General features: G+C 71.6%; 14 protein-coding genes and 2 pseudogenes. 9 read left to right on the top strand and 7 right to left on the bottom strand.

The features are described from left to right. Nucleotides 1–68: 68 nt before the first annotated feature. Entirely contained in the window at nucleotides 69–1,289 is a 1,221-nt protein-coding gene (locus ACIQCZ_RS19585; RefSeq protein WP_402283669.1) for an acetyl-CoA C-acetyltransferase, read from the bottom strand. A gap of 343 nt (nucleotides 1,290–1,632) precedes the next feature. Further along, a pseudogene (locus ACIQCZ_RS19580) lies at nucleotides 1,633–2,610 on the bottom strand (SGNH/GDSL hydrolase family protein); the annotation flags it as partial. A gap of 155 nt (nucleotides 2,611–2,765) precedes the next feature. Here ACIQCZ_RS19580 and ACIQCZ_RS19575 point away from each other — a divergent pair. Both ACIQCZ_RS19575 and ACIQCZ_RS19570 read left to right on the top strand, forming a co-directional pair. Then, the gene (locus ACIQCZ_RS19575; RefSeq protein ID WP_402283668.1) at nucleotides 2,766–4,172 is read left to right on the top strand and encodes a cystathionine beta-synthase; all 1,407 of its coding nucleotides are present in this window, start codon (nucleotides 2,766–2,768) and stop codon (nucleotides 4,170–4,172) included. A gap of 347 nt (nucleotides 4,173–4,519) precedes the next feature. Next, a pseudogene (locus ACIQCZ_RS19570) lies at nucleotides 4,520–4,666 on the top strand (short-chain dehydrogenase); the annotation flags it as partial. Here ACIQCZ_RS19570 and ACIQCZ_RS19565 read toward each other — a convergent pair. After that, nucleotides 4,665–5,084: a hypothetical protein gene (locus ACIQCZ_RS19565; RefSeq protein ID WP_402283666.1), complete on the bottom strand. Its 420-nt coding sequence runs from the start codon at nucleotides 5,082–5,084 to the stop codon at nucleotides 4,665–4,667. The pseudogene ACIQCZ_RS19570 and the gene ACIQCZ_RS19565 overlap by 2 nt on opposite strands. 228 nt (nucleotides 5,085–5,312) lie before the next feature. Here ACIQCZ_RS19565 and ACIQCZ_RS19560 point away from each other — a divergent pair, with 228 nt between their 5' ends. The 4 genes from ACIQCZ_RS19560 to ACIQCZ_RS19545 all read left to right on the top strand — a co-directional run bounded on the left by ACIQCZ_RS19560 (nucleotide 5,313) and on the right by ACIQCZ_RS19545 (nucleotide 8,345). Then, nucleotides 5,313–5,831 carry a SigE family RNA polymerase sigma factor gene (locus ACIQCZ_RS19560; protein WP_402283664.1) on the top strand — a complete coding sequence of 173 codons (519 nt, stop codon included), beginning with the start codon at nucleotides 5,313–5,315 and terminating at the stop codon, nucleotides 5,829–5,831. Further along, nucleotides 5,824–6,507: a hypothetical protein gene (locus ACIQCZ_RS19555; RefSeq protein ID WP_402283662.1), complete on the top strand. Its 684-nt coding sequence runs from the start codon at nucleotides 5,824–5,826 to the stop codon at nucleotides 6,505–6,507. The genes ACIQCZ_RS19560 and ACIQCZ_RS19555 overlap by 8 nt, the downstream gene beginning before the upstream one ends. A 255-nt stretch (nucleotides 6,508–6,762) precedes the next feature. Next, entirely contained in the window at nucleotides 6,763–7,608 is an 846-nt protein-coding gene (locus ACIQCZ_RS19550) for a MurR/RpiR family transcriptional regulator (protein ID WP_402283660.1), read from the top strand. 170 nt (nucleotides 7,609–7,778) lie between these two features. After that, nucleotides 7,779–8,345: a hypothetical protein gene (locus ACIQCZ_RS19545; protein ID WP_376282928.1), complete on the top strand. Its 567-nt coding sequence runs from the start codon at nucleotides 7,779–7,781 to the stop codon at nucleotides 8,343–8,345. A 10-nt stretch (nucleotides 8,346–8,355) separates the two neighbouring features. Here the strand turns inward: ACIQCZ_RS19545 and ACIQCZ_RS19540 are convergent, their stop codons facing one another. From ACIQCZ_RS19540 to ACIQCZ_RS19525, 4 genes are all read right to left on the bottom strand, one after another. Continuing rightward, nucleotides 8,356–8,730, bottom strand: a complete 375-nt coding sequence (locus ACIQCZ_RS19540) for a hypothetical protein (protein ID WP_376220911.1) — start codon at nucleotides 8,728–8,730, stop codon at nucleotides 8,356–8,358. Between the two features lie 69 nt (nucleotides 8,731–8,799). Further along, nucleotides 8,800–9,267: a roadblock/LC7 domain-containing protein gene (locus ACIQCZ_RS19535; protein WP_402283658.1), complete on the bottom strand. Its 468-nt coding sequence runs from the start codon at nucleotides 9,265–9,267 to the stop codon at nucleotides 8,800–8,802. Between the two features lie 38 nt (nucleotides 9,268–9,305). After that, nucleotides 9,306–10,043 (bottom strand): winged helix-turn-helix domain-containing protein, encoded by a 738-nt coding sequence (locus tag ACIQCZ_RS19530; protein WP_402284162.1) that lies wholly within the window; start codon nucleotides 10,041–10,043, stop codon nucleotides 9,306–9,308. A gap of 38 nt (nucleotides 10,044–10,081) precedes the next feature. After that, nucleotides 10,082–10,504 carry a hypothetical protein gene (locus ACIQCZ_RS19525; RefSeq protein WP_376220915.1) on the bottom strand — a complete coding sequence of 141 codons (423 nt, stop codon included), beginning with the start codon at nucleotides 10,502–10,504 and terminating at the stop codon, nucleotides 10,082–10,084. A 282-nt stretch (nucleotides 10,505–10,786) separates the two neighbouring features. Between ACIQCZ_RS19525 and hutU the strand changes: the two genes are divergently transcribed. Genes hutU through ACIQCZ_RS19510 form a run of 3 tightly spaced genes read left to right on the top strand, consistent with a single transcriptional unit; the run spans nucleotide 10,787 to nucleotide 15,122 of the window. Next, nucleotides 10,787–12,448, top strand: coding sequence for a urocanate hydratase (gene hutU / locus ACIQCZ_RS19520; protein ID WP_402283656.1), 1,662 nt, complete (start codon nucleotides 10,787–10,789; stop codon nucleotides 12,446–12,448). Next, a complete protein-coding gene (locus ACIQCZ_RS19515; protein WP_402283654.1) occupies nucleotides 12,445–13,746 on the top strand; it encodes an allantoate amidohydrolase in 1,302 nt (433 codons plus the stop codon). The genes hutU and ACIQCZ_RS19515 overlap by 4 nt, the downstream gene beginning before the upstream one ends. Next, entirely contained in the window at nucleotides 13,737–15,122 is a 1,386-nt protein-coding gene (locus ACIQCZ_RS19510) for a formimidoylglutamate deiminase (protein ID WP_402283652.1), read from the top strand. Before ACIQCZ_RS19515 ends, ACIQCZ_RS19510 begins: the two co-directional genes overlap by 10 nt. Nucleotides 15,123–15,180 lie beyond the last annotated feature (58 nt).

Raw genomic sequence — 15,180 nt, 5'->3', positions numbered from 1 at the left:
TCGCTTCGCTTCCGCTGCGGGCAGGTGCCGCCTTCGTTCCTCAGGCGACCCCTACCCTCCGCTACAGCTCAGCTCAGCCGCTCGATGACCATCGCCATGCCCTGGCCGCCGCCCACGCACATGGTTTCCAGGCCGAACTGCTTGTCGTGGAACTGCAGGCTGTTGATCAGCGTGCCGGTGATCCGGGCGCCGGTCATGCCGAAGGGGTGGCCGACGGCGATGGCGCCGCCGTTGACGTTGACCTTCTCCAGCGGCAGACCGAGGTCGCGGTAGGAAGGGATCACCTGGGCGGCGAACGCCTCGTTGATCTCGGCCAGGTCGATGTCGTCGATGGTCAGCCCGGCGCGCTTCAGTGCCTGCTTGCTGGCCTCCACCGGCCCGTATCCCATGATCTCGGGGGAGAGAGCGGAGACACCGGTCGAGACGATCCGGGCCAGCGGGGTCAGGCCCAGCTCGCGCGCCTTGGTGTCGGACATGATCACGAGCGCGGCGGCACCGTCGTTGAGCGGGCAGCAGTTGCCCGCGGTGACCAGACCGTCGGGGCGGAAGACCGGCTTCAGGCCCTGCACGCCCTCCAGGGTGACGCCCGCGCGGGGGCCGTCGTCCTTCGAGACGACCGTGCCGTCCGGGGTGGTGACCGGGGTGATCTCACGCTCCCAGAAGCCGTTCTTGATGGCTTCCTCGGCGAGGTTCTGCGAGCGCACGCCGAACTCGTCCATGTCCTGACGGGTGACGCCCTTGAGCCGGGCCAGGTTCTCCGCGGTCTGCCCCATCGCGATGTACGCGTCCGGGACCAGGCCGTCCTCGCGCGGGTCGTGCCAGTCGTCACCACCCTGCCCGGCGCGGGCCGCGGTGCGGGCCTCGGCGTCGGCGAACAGAGGGTTGTGCGTGTCCGGCAGGCTGTCGGAGTTGCCCTTCACGAAGCGGGACACCATCTCGACACCGGCCGAGATGAAGACGTCGCCCTCGCCGGCCTTGATGGCGTGCATTGCCATCCGGCTGGTCTGCAGGGAGGACGAGCAGTAGCGGGTGACCGTACAGCCGGGAAGGTGGTCCATGCCCATCCGCACGGCGATGATGCGGCCCAGGTTGTTGCCCTGCTCGCCACCGGGGAGGCCGCAGCCGAGCATCAGGTCGTCGATGTCCTTCGGGTCCAGCTCGGGAACCCTGGCCAGCGCGGTCCGGATGATCGTGGCGGTCAGGTCGTCCGCGCGCAGGTCCTTCAGCGACCCCTTGAAGGCCCGGCCGATGGGGGAACGGGCAGCAGAGACGATCACGGCTTCGGGCATCACGCGGCTCCATGAGGGCTGGAAGGCGGGTTCTGACAGGTGCTGACTTGGAAGTTACCTGTACGTAGATGCTGGGTCACCGGGCTGCGCATGTGACGCCGACCTCTTTTCTAAGCGACCGCTCAGTCGATCAATTGGCCGGGAGGTTGTGCGTCTCCCCGCTGGTCTCTCCGCTCGTCTCTCCGCTCGTCTCCTTGCTCGTCCCGCCGCGCGACTGTCCGTCCGGCCGTCCGTGCGGCTCTCCGTACGGTTCCCCGTGGGTCTCCGTGGACGCCTCCGTGCGCGGGCCCACGCGTGGGTCCTCGTGCGCGTCCTCGCGTGCGTCCGGCTCGGGTTCCCCCTGTGTCTCCGGGGTCGGATGGGGCTCCGTGGCCGTGGGCAGACGACGCCGCCTGCGGTGCTTGAGGAGCGCCCAGGGCGCTCGGGCCCCCGTGACCTCCGTACCGGCCTCCCTGGCCGCCTGGGAGGCCGCCTCGGCCACCGGCAGCATGTCCTCGCGCCGGGCCCCGTCCAGCCGGTCGGACTCCGGCCACAGCCCCAGGACCGCGCAGAGCGTGGGCAGGACCGCCATCGCCGCCGTGGCGTACCCCTCCGCCGACGGGTGGTAGTTGTCCGGGCCGAACAGCTCCCGCGGATTCGCCTCGAACTCCGGCCCCAGCAGATCGCCCAGCGACACCGTGCGCCCGCCCTGCTCGACCGAACCGATCGTCTGCGCCGCCGCCAGCTGTCGGCTCACCCGCCGGGCCAGCCAGCGCAGCGGCTGATAGACCGGCTCGATCGTGCCGAGATCCGGGCACGTGCCGACCACCACCTCCGCACCCGCCGTACGCAGCCTGCGTACCGCGGTGGTCAGACAGCGAACCGACTGGGTGGCGGGCATCCGGTGCGTCACATCGTTGGCCCCGATCATGATCACGCAGACGTCGGGCGTGCGGGACGGATCGGCGAGCAGCAGTGAGACCTGCCGCTCCAGATCGTCCGACCGGGCGCCCGGCTGTGCCACATTGCGCAGATCCACCGGCCGTTCCGACACCGCCGCGAGCCCCGACGCCAGCAACGCCCCCGGTGTCTGCCCGGCCCGGCGCACCCCCTGCCCGGCCGCCGTCGAGTCGCCCAGCAACCCCAGCCGCAACGGTTCCGCAGGGCCGGTGAACGCCACCCCGTACCGCCCGTCCGCGCTCGGTGGCACCGGTGCGATGCCACCGCCCACCTGCCGTTTCGCCAGCTGGACCTCCGCCAGCAGTACGCCTACCGCCGCCGCGCCGAGCAGCCCGATGCTGCCGCCGCCGTAGGCCGCGCCCGCTGCGATCCGCCGTGCCACCCTTGCCCTTGACACAGTCCGGTCCACCTCCTCGTTGCCGTACCGCCGTACATACAGCTAACTGCCCCGCGGTGGCCGTTGCTCAATCGCTTCGCCCAATCTCGCGCCCGTACGCATACCCTTGCCGGACCATCTCGGAGACCCCGGAGTACACGGTGCAATTCCACGATTCGATGATCAGTCTCGTAGGCAATACCCCGCTGGTGAGGCTGCGCAGTGTGACGGCCGGCATCCAGGCGACGGTCCTGGCCAAGGTCGAGTACTTCAACCCCGGCGGTTCGGTCAAGGACCGCATCGCCCTGCGCATGATCGAGGCCGCCGAGCAGAGCGGCGAACTGCAGCCCGGCGGCACGATCGTCGAGCCGACGAGTGGCAACACGGGCGTCGGCCTGGCGATCGTCGCCCAGCAGAAGGGGTACAAGTGCATCTTCGTCTGCCCGGACAAGGTGTCCACGGACAAGATCAATGTGCTGCGCGCCTACGGTGCCGAGGTCGTCGTCTGCCCGACGGCCGTCGACCCCGAGCACCCCGACTCGTACTACAACGTCTCCGACCGGCTCGTCCGTGAGACTCCCGGCGCCTGGAAGCCCGACCAGTACTCCAATCCCAACAACCCGCGTTCCCACTACGAGACCACCGGTCCCGAACTGTGGGAGCAGACGGACGGGAAGATCACCCACTTCGTCGCGGGCGTCGGCACCGGCGGCACCATCAGCGGCACCGGCCGCTATCTGAAGGAGATCAGCGGCGGCTCGGTCAAGGTCGTCGGCGCGGACCCGGAGGGCTCGGTCTACTCCGGCGGCTCCGGGCGGCCGTACCTCGTCGAGGGCGTCGGCGAGGACTTCTGGCCGAGCGCGTACGACCGGACGGTCACGGACGAGATCGTCGCCGTGTCCGACAAGGACTCCTTCCAGATGACCCGCCGCCTCGCCAAGGAGGAGGGGCTGCTGGTCGGCGGTTCCTGCGGCATGGCGGTCGTCGCCGCCCTGGAGGTCGCGAAGCGGCTGGGCCCGGACGACGTGGTCGTCGTGCTGCTGCCCGACAGCGGACGCGGCTACCTGAGCAAGATCTTCAACGACGAGTGGATGGCCGACTACGGCTTCCTGGAGGACACCGGCCCGTCCGCGCGGGTCGGGGACGTGCTCGACCACAAGGACGGCCCGATCCCGACGCTCGTCCACATGCACCCCGAGGAGACCGTCGGCGAGGCGATCGACGTCCTGCGCGAGTACGGCGTCTCGCAGATGCCGATCGTGAAGCCGGGCGCGGGCCACCCGGACGTCATGGCCGCCGAGGTCATCGGCTCGGTCGTGGAGCGCGAGCTGCTGAACGCGCTGTTCGCGCAGCGCGCCTCCCTCTCCGACCCGCTGGAGAAGCACATGTCGCCGCCGCTGCCGCAGGTCGGTTCCGGCGAACCGGTCGAGGACCTGATGGCGGTGCTCGGCGGCACGAACGCGGCGGACGCGGCGATCGTCCTGGTGGAGGGCAAGCCGAAGGGCGTAGTCAGCCGGCAGGACCTGCTGGCGTTCCTCGCCAAGGACGCTGCGACCGGGAAGCCGTAACGGCCGGGAAGCCGTGGTGGCCGGCGAGGCACAGCGGCCCGCGGGGCCGGGCTTCGCGAAAACGGTACGAGCGCGACACGTACACGCAGCACCGGCTTAACACGGGTCCGGCACATTGATGGGTGTCGGCGGGGGAACCCAGGCAACCCACTGACACCCGATACGGCGACACGGACTACGGAGCGGCTCCCGGACCTCCACCGTCGCCCGGACGCGGTGACCGGCCCTGACCCGGACCGTGTCCCTTCGCGGGGACCGCCGTCGTCCCGCCCCCCGGGGAACCGGGGGTGCGGCGGTCCCCGCGACACATCCGTACGCCCGTGCGTGATACGCGGTGCACGCCGGACGGGGTGATGCTGCCGAACCCGGTGGACGCGGGCCGGACGGACGCGTGGCAGCGGATGCTCGACGCCGACGTGGCGGGAGTGTCGGGCAGCATCCGGGCCTTCACAGCCGACCCGGTGGCGGCGGCCGAGGGGCGCACCGCGGACCTCAGTCCTCCCAGTCGGACTCCGTGCGCCGGGAACGGCGCTGGAACCAGGGCCAGTTCCGGGCCGCGTGCACGGCGTTGACAGCGACGATTCCGACCCAGGCGACGACCAGGCCCGACGTATGGGCGGCCGCGGCGCCGATCGCCGACAACGGGATGGCCAGGATCAGCGAGATGATCCCGAAGCCGTAGCGCTCGCCGAAGTTCCCCATGGGCTGCGGCGGGCGTGCACCCCTGGCGACGCTCACCTGCTGCTCGGCGAGATGACGCCGTACGCGGCGGTCGAGCGTGGTGTCGAGGCGCTGCTCGACCTTCTCCAGGAAGGACTCGACGAGCGCGGCCTCGTAATCCGAACCCAGCTCACTACGGGCGTGCAGGGTGGCATCGAGCTCGCTCTTGAGCTCAGGGTCACGGGTATCCATGTCCTTTACGGTAAGAATCGGGGGCGCCAGGGGCAGTGGGGCTAACCCCCCTCTTTCGTGCCGCCTCCTTCGGCCCTCCCGCGTCTGCCCCTTCGCCCCTTGCCGCTCTCCTCGTCCGGCCGTCCGGGAGTGGTCCGAAGGCCGCCTGGAAAGTCGTCCGTAACATCCGGCGCAGCCGGAGCGTGTTCATGGCAAGAGCGTTTCTGGCGCGATGAACGGACGGGGACGATGCCGACGGGATCCGAGGATTTCGATGCTTTCTACACGGCGACGGCCAAACGCCTGGTGGCCACGGTCTATGCGGTGACCGGCGATCTGGCGGAGGCGGAGGACGCGGTGCAGGAGGCCTACGTGCGGGCGTGGCAGCGGTGGGACCGCCTGGCACGCGAGGGGGATCCGCTGCCCTGGGTGCGGACGGTGGCCGTACGGCTGGCCATCAGTACCTGGCGAAGGACGCGCAACCGCGTACGGGCGCACTTCCGGCACGGGCCGCCCACAGAGGTGCCCGGTCTCTCGGTGGACCGGGTGGCACTGGTCGGGGCACTGGGCGAGCTGAGCGTCGAACAGCGCCAGGCCGTGGTCCTGCACCATCTGCTGGATCTGCCGGTGGAAGACGTGGCACGTGAGGCGGGAGTGTCGAACGGCGCGGTACGGACCCGGCTCCACCGGGCCCGCAAGATCCTCGGCGACCGGCTCGCCGAAACCATAGTCACTGCCGGGCGAGTGGAGGGCGTTCACCATGGCTGAGGTCGAGGAACTGCTGGACGGCGTCGTGGTGCGGTTGCCCGCCGCCGAGGAGATCCGGGCGAAGGGGAGGCGGCGTTCGCGCCGCAGGACCACGACGGCGGTGGTGTGCACGGTGGCGCTGATGGCCGCCGGGGCCTGGGCCGTGCTGCCGACCGGAGCGGATCAGCGGCACAAGCACGCAACGGTCGCCACCGCACCGGACAACCCGTTCCGCAAGGACGGCGTGATCCAGACGATGCGGGCGGACGAGGTGCCCCTTCACGGGACGTGGCACTGGAAGGAGGACGAGCGGCCGACCACCGGAGCCGGTTCGCAGGGCGATCCCCTGCCGTACCCGGGTCTCGACGGAGCCTGCGCGGATGCGCCCTCTTCGGTGGGCGCGGTCAACCGGATCGGCTACAGCCGGTGGTACACGGGCAGGGACGGTGCCGTGGCCCAGCAGTGCATCGTCGAGTACGACGACGAGGCCACGGCCCGGGAGCAGCTGAGGAAGATGGGGGACGCACTGGAATCGGGCGGTCTGCGGTCGGCACCGGGGAACTCGGGGAAGGCGGAGGACGGGAGCGGCTCCTGGGCAGGCCCGGTGGAGAGCGGCCGTACGCTGCGGGTGTTCACGCGGCGCTGGAACTCGTGGGTCTCGGTCACCGAGGTCCTGGACGGCGTGCGCGGTTCCTGAGCGATGTGGTTCGACCGGGGCTGGGCGGTGCTTGGGTGTGGTGGTCCCATCGGGTCCGCGGGGTGCCTGGGCGCGGTGGTCCGACCGGGTCCGCGGGGTGCCTGGGCGCGGCGGCCGAGCGGGGCCGCGTGGTTTCTGAGCGCGGGGGGAGGCCGGGCCCTCGCCGCGGCTGCATATGGACATGCAGACGCCTTACTGGCTGAATGGATTTGTCGGCGCCGGACCGTGGTGCGACGGATCTACCGAGGGGACAGCATGAGCGGGAGCAGCCCGGCCGCGCGGTTGCAGCAGCTCTTCGAGGGGCACCGGCTCACACCCACCCAGCGGCGCATCGCGCACTCGATGGTGCGCAGGGCCGGGGACGTGCCGTTCCTGTCGAGCGTGGAGCTCGCCGAACTCGCCGGGGTCAGCCAGCCGTCCGTCACCCGGTTCGCCGTGGCGCTCGGCTTCGACGGCTACCCGGCACTCCGCAGGCACCTGCGCGAGGTCACCCCCGCCGGGTCCGTGGCGGGGGGCGGGGACGACGCGTACAACGAGTACCAGCAGGCCGTCCTCGGCGAGATCGAGAACCTTCGGCATCTGGCCGAGCTGCTCGCCGACCCCGGCCCGGTCGAGCGCGCGGGCAGGCTGCTGGCGGCGTCGCGTCCGCTGCCGGTGCTCGGGCTGCGGGCCGCCTCCTCGCAGGCACGCGGGTTCGGGTACTTCGCGGCCAAGGTGCATCCCGACGTGCGGGTGCTCGACGAGGGCGGCAGCATGCTGCACGACCGGATCGACGCCGCCCGGCGGGCGGGCGCCTCGGCGCTGATCTGCTTCGCGCTGCCCCGGCACCCGAAGGAGGTCGTGGACGCGCTCGCGTACGCGCGGGAGCAAGGACTGACGGTCGTATCGGTCGCGGATTCCGCTTTCGCGCCCGTCGCCAAATGCAGCGACCTGCTGATCCCGGCCGCCGTCGGCACCGGGCTCGCCTTCGACACCGCGTGTGCGCCCATGCTGCTGGGACGGGTGCTGCTGGAGGCGATGTGCGACAACCTGCCCGACGCGCAGGCACGGCTGGAGGAGTTCGACACCCGAGCGGCGGCACGGGGGCTCTTCGCCGAGTGACGGGCACCGCTCCGAGAGCCTGTCGGGTGGCCTCGGATCGGATGGCGTGCGTGCCAGGGCGTGGCCGCCCGGTCGGAGGCCACCCGACAGGCTCTCAGACACCGCTCATCTACGGCTACTAGTCTCCGGCCCCGGAAGGACCAGAAGGAGTTGCGGAGAGGGGTACGGACGTGGGGCGCGGAGCACAGTCGTTGGCGAGAGTGGCCGTGATCGTACGGGCCGGTTCCGCGCCGCTGTGGTGGCCGGGGCTGCTCGCCGCGGCGATCGGCGCACTGGTGCCGGGGCTCACCGGACGCCGGATCGGGCTGCTGGCCGGAGCGGCGCTGTTCCTGATCACCGCGGCCGTGGTGGCGCTCGTGCGCGACCGCCGGTACGCGGAACTGGCCGGGGGCGCCACCCGCGCCGGACGGTCCGACTTCCTCCAGGACCGGGCCGTGACCGTACGCAACTGGCGGCGCGGGCACCGGTGGTGGCTGCTCGGGGCCTTCCTGGCGGCGGTGGCGAGTGCCTTTCTGCTGCCCGGGGCCGGTGGCCTGGTTCTCGCGGGGGCGGGGGCCGGACTGTGGCTCAAGGCCGTCAGGATCGGGCAGCGCGAGCGCCGGGACGACGTCCTGTACTGGGTGCGGACCGACTGGGTGGAGCGCGGACGGCCCGCGGGCAAGCAGGTGAAGGGGTATCGGACGACCGGCCCGATGGCGGGTGACGCCGCGCCCGGCGGGGCGCGGCGTCACCGTTGAGGCCGTCGGGTCAGACCTCCAGTTCGGCCTCGATCCGCTTCAGCTGATGGCGGGCCATCGCCAGGTTGGCACGTTGCGAGTCCAGCACCAGGTACAGGAAAAGACCGTTGCCGCCACGGGCCTTGAGCAGTCTGATCAGGTGGTACTGGGTGCCGAGCGTGATCAGGATGTCCTCGATCTCGTCCTTGAGCCCGAGGTGTTCCATGGTGCGGAGCTTGGAGCGTACGACATCGGTGTTGCCCGCCGCCGCGACCTCCAGGTTGAAGTCCTTGCCGCCGCCGAGGGTGCCCAGCGCCATTCCGCTGGTGTAGTCGACGAGAGCGACAGCGACCGTGCCCTCGATGGACGACATCGCTTCCTTGAGTGACGCTTCGGTGTTCGCCATGTGCAGTGGTTTCCTTTCCTGGCCGGCCGGGTCGACCGGATCCGTGGGTTGTCTCCGGGGCATGGGGTCTCAGGTGCGGTGGGGCAGCGGCCCGGGACGCGGGTCGTGCTGCTCGGGGGCGTGGACCGGGGGCACCGGGTGTTGTTCGGCGCGCCGCAGCACGGGGTCGATCAGTTCGCCGATCCGGGCGCCCGCCCGGCGGCCCTCCAGATGGAGCCTGCCGACGTTGATCCGGTCCTCGGCCAGCAGGGTGAGGACGGCCGAGGAACCCGCGGCGTAGGTCGCGATGTAGCCGGTCTCGCCGCGTACGAGAAGTTCCCGGAAGCCGCCCCGGCCGGTCGCCTCCGCCATCCGGATCGCGACCCCGAGCGCGGCGGCGGTCAGTGCGGCGACGCCCTCCGCCTCCACCCCCGGGGTGTCGTGGGCCAGGACGAGGCCGTCGACGCCGGCCGCCAGGGCGCCGGAGAGGAGAGGAACCCGGGCCCGTAACCGCTGGAGCTCGGCCAGGACGTCCCGCACTTCGGATTCGGGCACCATCAGCTGTCTCCTTCCGGCACGCTGTCTGAGCGCGCGTATCACAGGGCCTCCAATGCGTCTCGGAGCCGGCGCAGCAGGGCGATGTCGGGGTCGGCCGTGACGTCGGGAAGCGGGATCCGGCCGGAGTCGGTCGCGGCCGTCGGTTCCCGTACCGCCTCGACCAGTCCGGCCGCGGCCAGGCGCCGCAGACCGACCAGGACGTGGAACGCCGGCCTGCCCAGTTGCCGGGCGATGTCCGACGCGGTGCGCGCCCCGTCCACGAGATCGAGCACGCGGCGACGGCCCGGCGGGACGGGCGCGTCGACGGAACGGTCCGTGCGTACCAGCGGTGCGCTGTCCGTCATCGCGTCGGGCCAGATCCGCTCCAGCAGCTCGCGGCGCCGGAAGGTCTCGCGCTGCACGGCGTCGACGGGGACGGGGCGGACGATGCCGATCCAGTGCGAGACCCCGTGGCGGAAGCGTGCCGGGGTCCGGGTGGGCGCCAGCGCGAAGAACGCGGCGTCGTAGAGCGCGCCCAGATGACACAGTTCCAGCGCCCCGGCCGGCACCCTCCCGCTGTCCACCAGGTGGCGGCCGACCCGTTGTCCGGCGCCCGCCCTCGCGACCGCCTCCCACCAGCCGTCGCGATGCAGGGCGCCGCCCGTGGTGAGCAGGACGTCGATGCCGGGGGTCGCCGGGCTCTCGGCGTGCACCACCTGGCCCTCGTCGAGGTAGAGGGTGCCGCGGTCCCGGATCAGGGCGCCGGTGGCGCGCTCGGCGGCGAGACGCCGCAGCATGGGGGAGAGGGACGTGCCCCCGGCGGGGATGGCCGTCCTCACGCCAGGACCAGCCGCTCGGCCATCTCGCCCAGCCGTATCCGGGCGAGAGCCAGATTGCCCTCCGCGCGATCGAGCCAGAGATGGACGAAGACGCTGCTGTCGAAGGCGGTCTCGACGAAACGGAGGATGTGGTACCCGGTGCGGGTGGTGACGATGACGTCCTCGACAGGGGGCGGCGATCCGCCGACCGCCTCTTCCGGCACCGCGGTCGACGGCCCGGTCGCCTCCTGGGCGAAGGCGGGCTGCTCGGCCGCCATCCGTGCGACCTCGGCGGTCTCCGCGGCGGTGGCCTCGTGGTCGCCGTTGGGCGATTCGCCGATGGTGCCGAGGGCGAGGCCGCTCGTCCAGTCGACCACCGCGGCGCCGCGGGCACCGGGCAGCCTCATGACTTCGAGCAGGCACTCGTCGATTCCGGGCACGCGCACTCCCCTCCCGACGTGGCGTACGGCTGTGACCCAGAGGCTACGCAACGTGCCCGCGCCGGGCGGGAGTTCTGGCATTTTCCATAGGTACATGCGCAAGAGATCTTCGGATGCGTGCGCGGTGGATCTTCGCGGGGGGTGCGGGAGGTGCGCCGGAACGCCCCGGCGTACGGCGGGCGGGTGTCGTCGATCCGCGGTGTCGGTGCGAGGCTGTTGACTATGACTATTCAGGTCATCAGGATGTGAATAGAAGATTTACAGACGCGAGGAGGCACCGCCATGTCAGGACCCCGCCCCGTACGGGCACCGCGCGGTACGGAACTGAGCACCCTGGGATGGCAGCAGGAGGCCGCTCTGCGCATGCTGCAGAACAACCTCGACCCCGAGGTCGCCGAGCACCCCGACAAGCTCGTCGTCTACGGCGGCACCGGCAAGGCGGCCCGCGACTGGCGCTCGTTCGACGCGATGGTGCGCACACTGCGGACGCTCAAGCAGGACGAGACGATGCTCGTCCAGTCCGGGCGTCCGGTCGGCGTCATGCAGACCCACGAGTGGGCGCCGCGGGTCCTGATCGCCAACTCCAACCTGGTGGGCGACTGGGCGAACTGGGAGGAGTTCCGCCGCCTGGAGGCGCTCGGGCTCACCATGTACGGCCAGATGACCGCCGGATCATGGATCTACATCGGTACGCAGGGCATCCTGCAGGGCACGTACGAGACGTTCGCCGCCGTCGCCGCGAAGAAGTTCGACGGGACGCTGGCCGGCACGATCACCCTCACCGCCGGACTCGGCGGCATGGGCGGCGCCCAACCGCTCGCCGTGACCATGAACGACGGTGTCGCGATCTGCATCGACTGCGACCCGCGCGCCATCGAGCGCCGGATCGAGCACCGCTATCTGGATGTGCGCGCCGACTCCCTGGAGCACGCGCTCCAGCTGGCCACCGAGGCCCGGGACGCCCGCAAGCCGCTCTCCATCGGCCTGCTGGGCAACGCGGCGGAGCTGCTGCCGCGGATGCTCGCCGAGGGCGCACCGATCGACATCGTCACCGACCAGACCAGCGCGCACGACCCGCTCTCGTACCTCCCGCTCGGTGTCGACTTCGACGACATGGCCTCGTACGCCGCCGAGAAGCCCGCCGACTTCACACAGCGCGCACGGGAGTCGATGGCCAAGCACGTCGAGGCGATGGTCGGCTTCATGGACGCCGGGGCCGAGGTCTTCGACTACGGCAACTCGATCCGTGGCGAGGCCCGGCTCGCGGGGTACGACCGGGCGTTCGACTTCCCCGGATTCGTGCCCGCCTACATCAGGCCGCTCTTCTGCGAGGGCAAGGGACCGTTCCGCTGGGCCGCCCTGTCCGGCGAGGCGTCGGACATCCACAAGACCGACAAGGCGATGCTCGAACTCTTTCCGGAGAACGAGTCGCTGCACCGCTGGATCAGGATGGCCGGTGAACGCGTCCACTTCCAGGGACTGCCCGCCCGGATCTGCTGGCTCGGTTACGGCGAGCGCGACCGGGCCGGTGAGCGGTTCAACGACATGGTGGCGAGCGGTGAACTGGCCGCTCCGCTGGCCATCGGGCGCGACCACCTGGACTGCGGCTCCGTGGCCTCCCCGTACCGGGAGACCGAAGCCATGCTCGACGGGTCCGACGCGATCGCCGACTGGCCGCTGCTGAACGCCATGGTCAATGTGGCGTCGGGGGCCTCCTGGGTCTCCATCCACCACGGCGGCGGCGTCGGGATGGGGCGTTCCATCCACGCCGGGCAGGTGACCGTCGCCGACGGTACGAAGCTGGCGGGCGAGAAGATCCGCCGCGTGCTCACCAACGACCCGGGCATGGGCGTCATCCGGCACGTGGACGCCGGGTACGACATCGCGGAGTCGGTCGCCGCGGACAAGGGCGTGCGCGTACCGATGACGGAGGACGAACGATGAGCGAGCCGTCCGGGGGCACAAGCCGCGGCGGCGTCCCCCCGTCCCGGGCCGGAACCGGACCGTCCGGGGCCGGAGCGTCGTTCCGGGCCATGTGGCGCGAGCTGGCGCCCATCGGCCGGCACCGGGACAGCGGCGGTTACCGCCGCTACGCCTGGACCGGGGCCGACGCCGACTGCCGCGCGTGGTTCCGCGCCCAGGCCGAGGCACGCGGACTCACCCACGAGGTCGACCGGAACGGCAATCAGTGGGCCTGGCTCGGTGACCCCCTGGCCGGGGACGCCGTCGTCACCGGATCGCACCTCGACTCCGTACCGGACGGCGGCGCCTTCGACGGGCCGCTCGGTGTGGTCTCCTCCTTCGCCGCGCTCGACGAACTCCGCCGCAGAGGAGCGGAGTTCACCCGGCCGCTGGCCATCAGCAACTTCGGTGACGAGGAGGGGGCCCGCTTCGGGCTGGCCTGTGTGGGCTCCCGGCTCGCCGCGGGGCAGCTGACCGTCGAGGCGGCCCACCGGCTGCGCGACGGCGACGGCATCACGCTGCCACAGGCCATGGAGGCGGCCGGATACGACGCCGATGCCATCGGTCCCGACCCCGAACGGCTCGCCCGCATCGGCGCGTTCGTCGAACTCCACGTCGAGCAGGGGCGCGCCCTCGACCTCACCGGCGACCCGGTCGGCATCGCCTCCGCGATCTGGCCGCACGGACGCTGGAGGTTCGACTTCCGGGGCGAGGCCAACCACGCGGGCACCACCCGGCTGACGGACCGCCGTGACCCGATGCTCACGTACGCCGAGACGGTGCTGGCGGCCCGCCGCGAGGCGGAGCTCGCCGGAGCCCTCGCCACCTTCGGCAAGGTCGCCGTCGAGCCGAACGGTGTCAACGCCATCCCCTCCCTCGTCCGTGGCTGGCTCGACTCCCGCGCCGCCGACCAGGACCGCCTCGACGCCGTCGTCGGCGGCATCGAGCGGGCCGCCCGGGAACACGCCGAGCGGGCCGGGATCGACCTCGATGTCGTACGGGAGTCCTTCACGCCCGTCGTGGAGTTCGAGCACGCCCTGCGCGACGAACTCGGCAAGATCCTCAGGGGCCGGGGCGATGCGGACCGGGCCGTACCCGTCCTCGGTACCGGAGCCGGACACGACGCGGGTATTTTGTCCGCTTCGGTCCCGACCGCCATGCTGTTCGTACGGAACCCCACCGGGATCTCGCACTCGCCGGCCGAGCACGCCGCCGAGGACGACTGCGTGGCCGGGGTGATCGCACTCGCCGATGTACTGGAAGGTCTCGCGTGCAGCTGACAACGGAGCCGACGGGCAGGCCCGTCACCGTGACGTACTGGTTGTCCCACGCCTGGCTCGGCACGCATGTCGAGCCGGACGTGGCCCTGGACGTGTCCGGCGGGATCGTCGCGGGCGTCCGCACCGGCGTCCTTGCCCCGCCACCGGGCGCCACCGTGCTGCGCGGACTCACCCTCCCCGGACTCGCCAACACCCACTCGCACGCCTTCCACCGCGCCCTGCGCTCCACCGTCCAGGTCGGCTCCGGCACCTTCTGGACCTGGCGCGAGACCATGTACCAGATCGCCGCCCGGCTCACCCCCGACTCCTACTACGACCTCGCCCGTGCCGTGTACGCCGAGATGGCCCTGGCCGGTATCACCGCGGTCGGCGAATTCCACTATCTGCACCACGCGCCGGGCGGCACCCCGTACAACAACCCGAACGCCATGGGCGAGGCGCTGATCGCGGCCGCGGGTGAGGCCGGTATCCGGATCACACTGCTGGACACCGCCTACCTCTCCGCCGGATTCGGCCGGCGCCCCACCCAGTACCAGCAGCCCGATCACCACCAACTGCGCTTCTCCGACACCACCGCCGACGCCTGGGCGGAACGCGCTTCCCTCCTCAAGGGCGGCGACCACGCCCTGATCGGTGCGGCCGTCCACTCCGTGCGCGCCGTCCCGGCCGCGCAGCTCGCCACCGTGGCCGCGTGGGCCGAGGAGCGGCAGGCCCCGCTCCATGTCCACCTCTCCGAACAGACCGCGGAGAACGACGCCTGCCTCGCCGCCCACGGCTGCACCCCCACCCGGCTCCTCGCCGACCACGGCGTCCTCGGCCCGCGCACCACCGGCATCCACAACACCCACCTGACCGGCGAGGACATCACACTCCTCGGCTCCTCGGCGACGGGCACCTGCATGTGCCCCACCACGGAACGCGACCTCGCCGACGGGATCGGTCCCGCCGCGGCCCTCCAGCGCGCCGGCTCGCCGCTCTCGCTCGGCAGCGACAGCCACGCCGTGATCGACCTCTTCGAGGAGGCCCGGGCGATGGAGCTCGACGAACGCCTGCGCACCCGGGCGCGCGGTCACTGGACGGCGGCCGCACTGCTGCGCGCCGCGACCGTCGACGGGCATGCCGCGCTCGGCCGGCCCGAGGCGGGCATCCTCGAACCGGGGGCCCCCGCCGATCTGACGACCGTCGCCCTGGACTCGGTCAGAACAGCGGGGCCGGTGCCGAGGCTGGCCGCCGAGACAGTCGTATTCGCCGCCTCCGCAGCCGATGTGCGGCACACGGTCGTGGCAGGCCGGCACATCGTCCGCGACGGGCGGCACACGCTGGTCGAGGACGTCCCCGCGGCGCTCGCCTCGGCGATCGACGCACTCCACCGCTGAGCGAGCCGGCCCGGAGACCGGCGATCCCCGGGCCCCCCGGCCCGCGGATCGCCGACTC

It is taken from the genome of Streptomyces sp. NPDC093149, assembly GCF_044754145.1.
Lineage (GTDB): Bacteria > Actinomycetota > Actinomycetes > Streptomycetales > Streptomycetaceae > Streptomyces.
The sequence above is the reverse complement of the archived record's forward strand: the minus strand, read 5'-3'. Positions and strand labels throughout refer to the sequence as shown.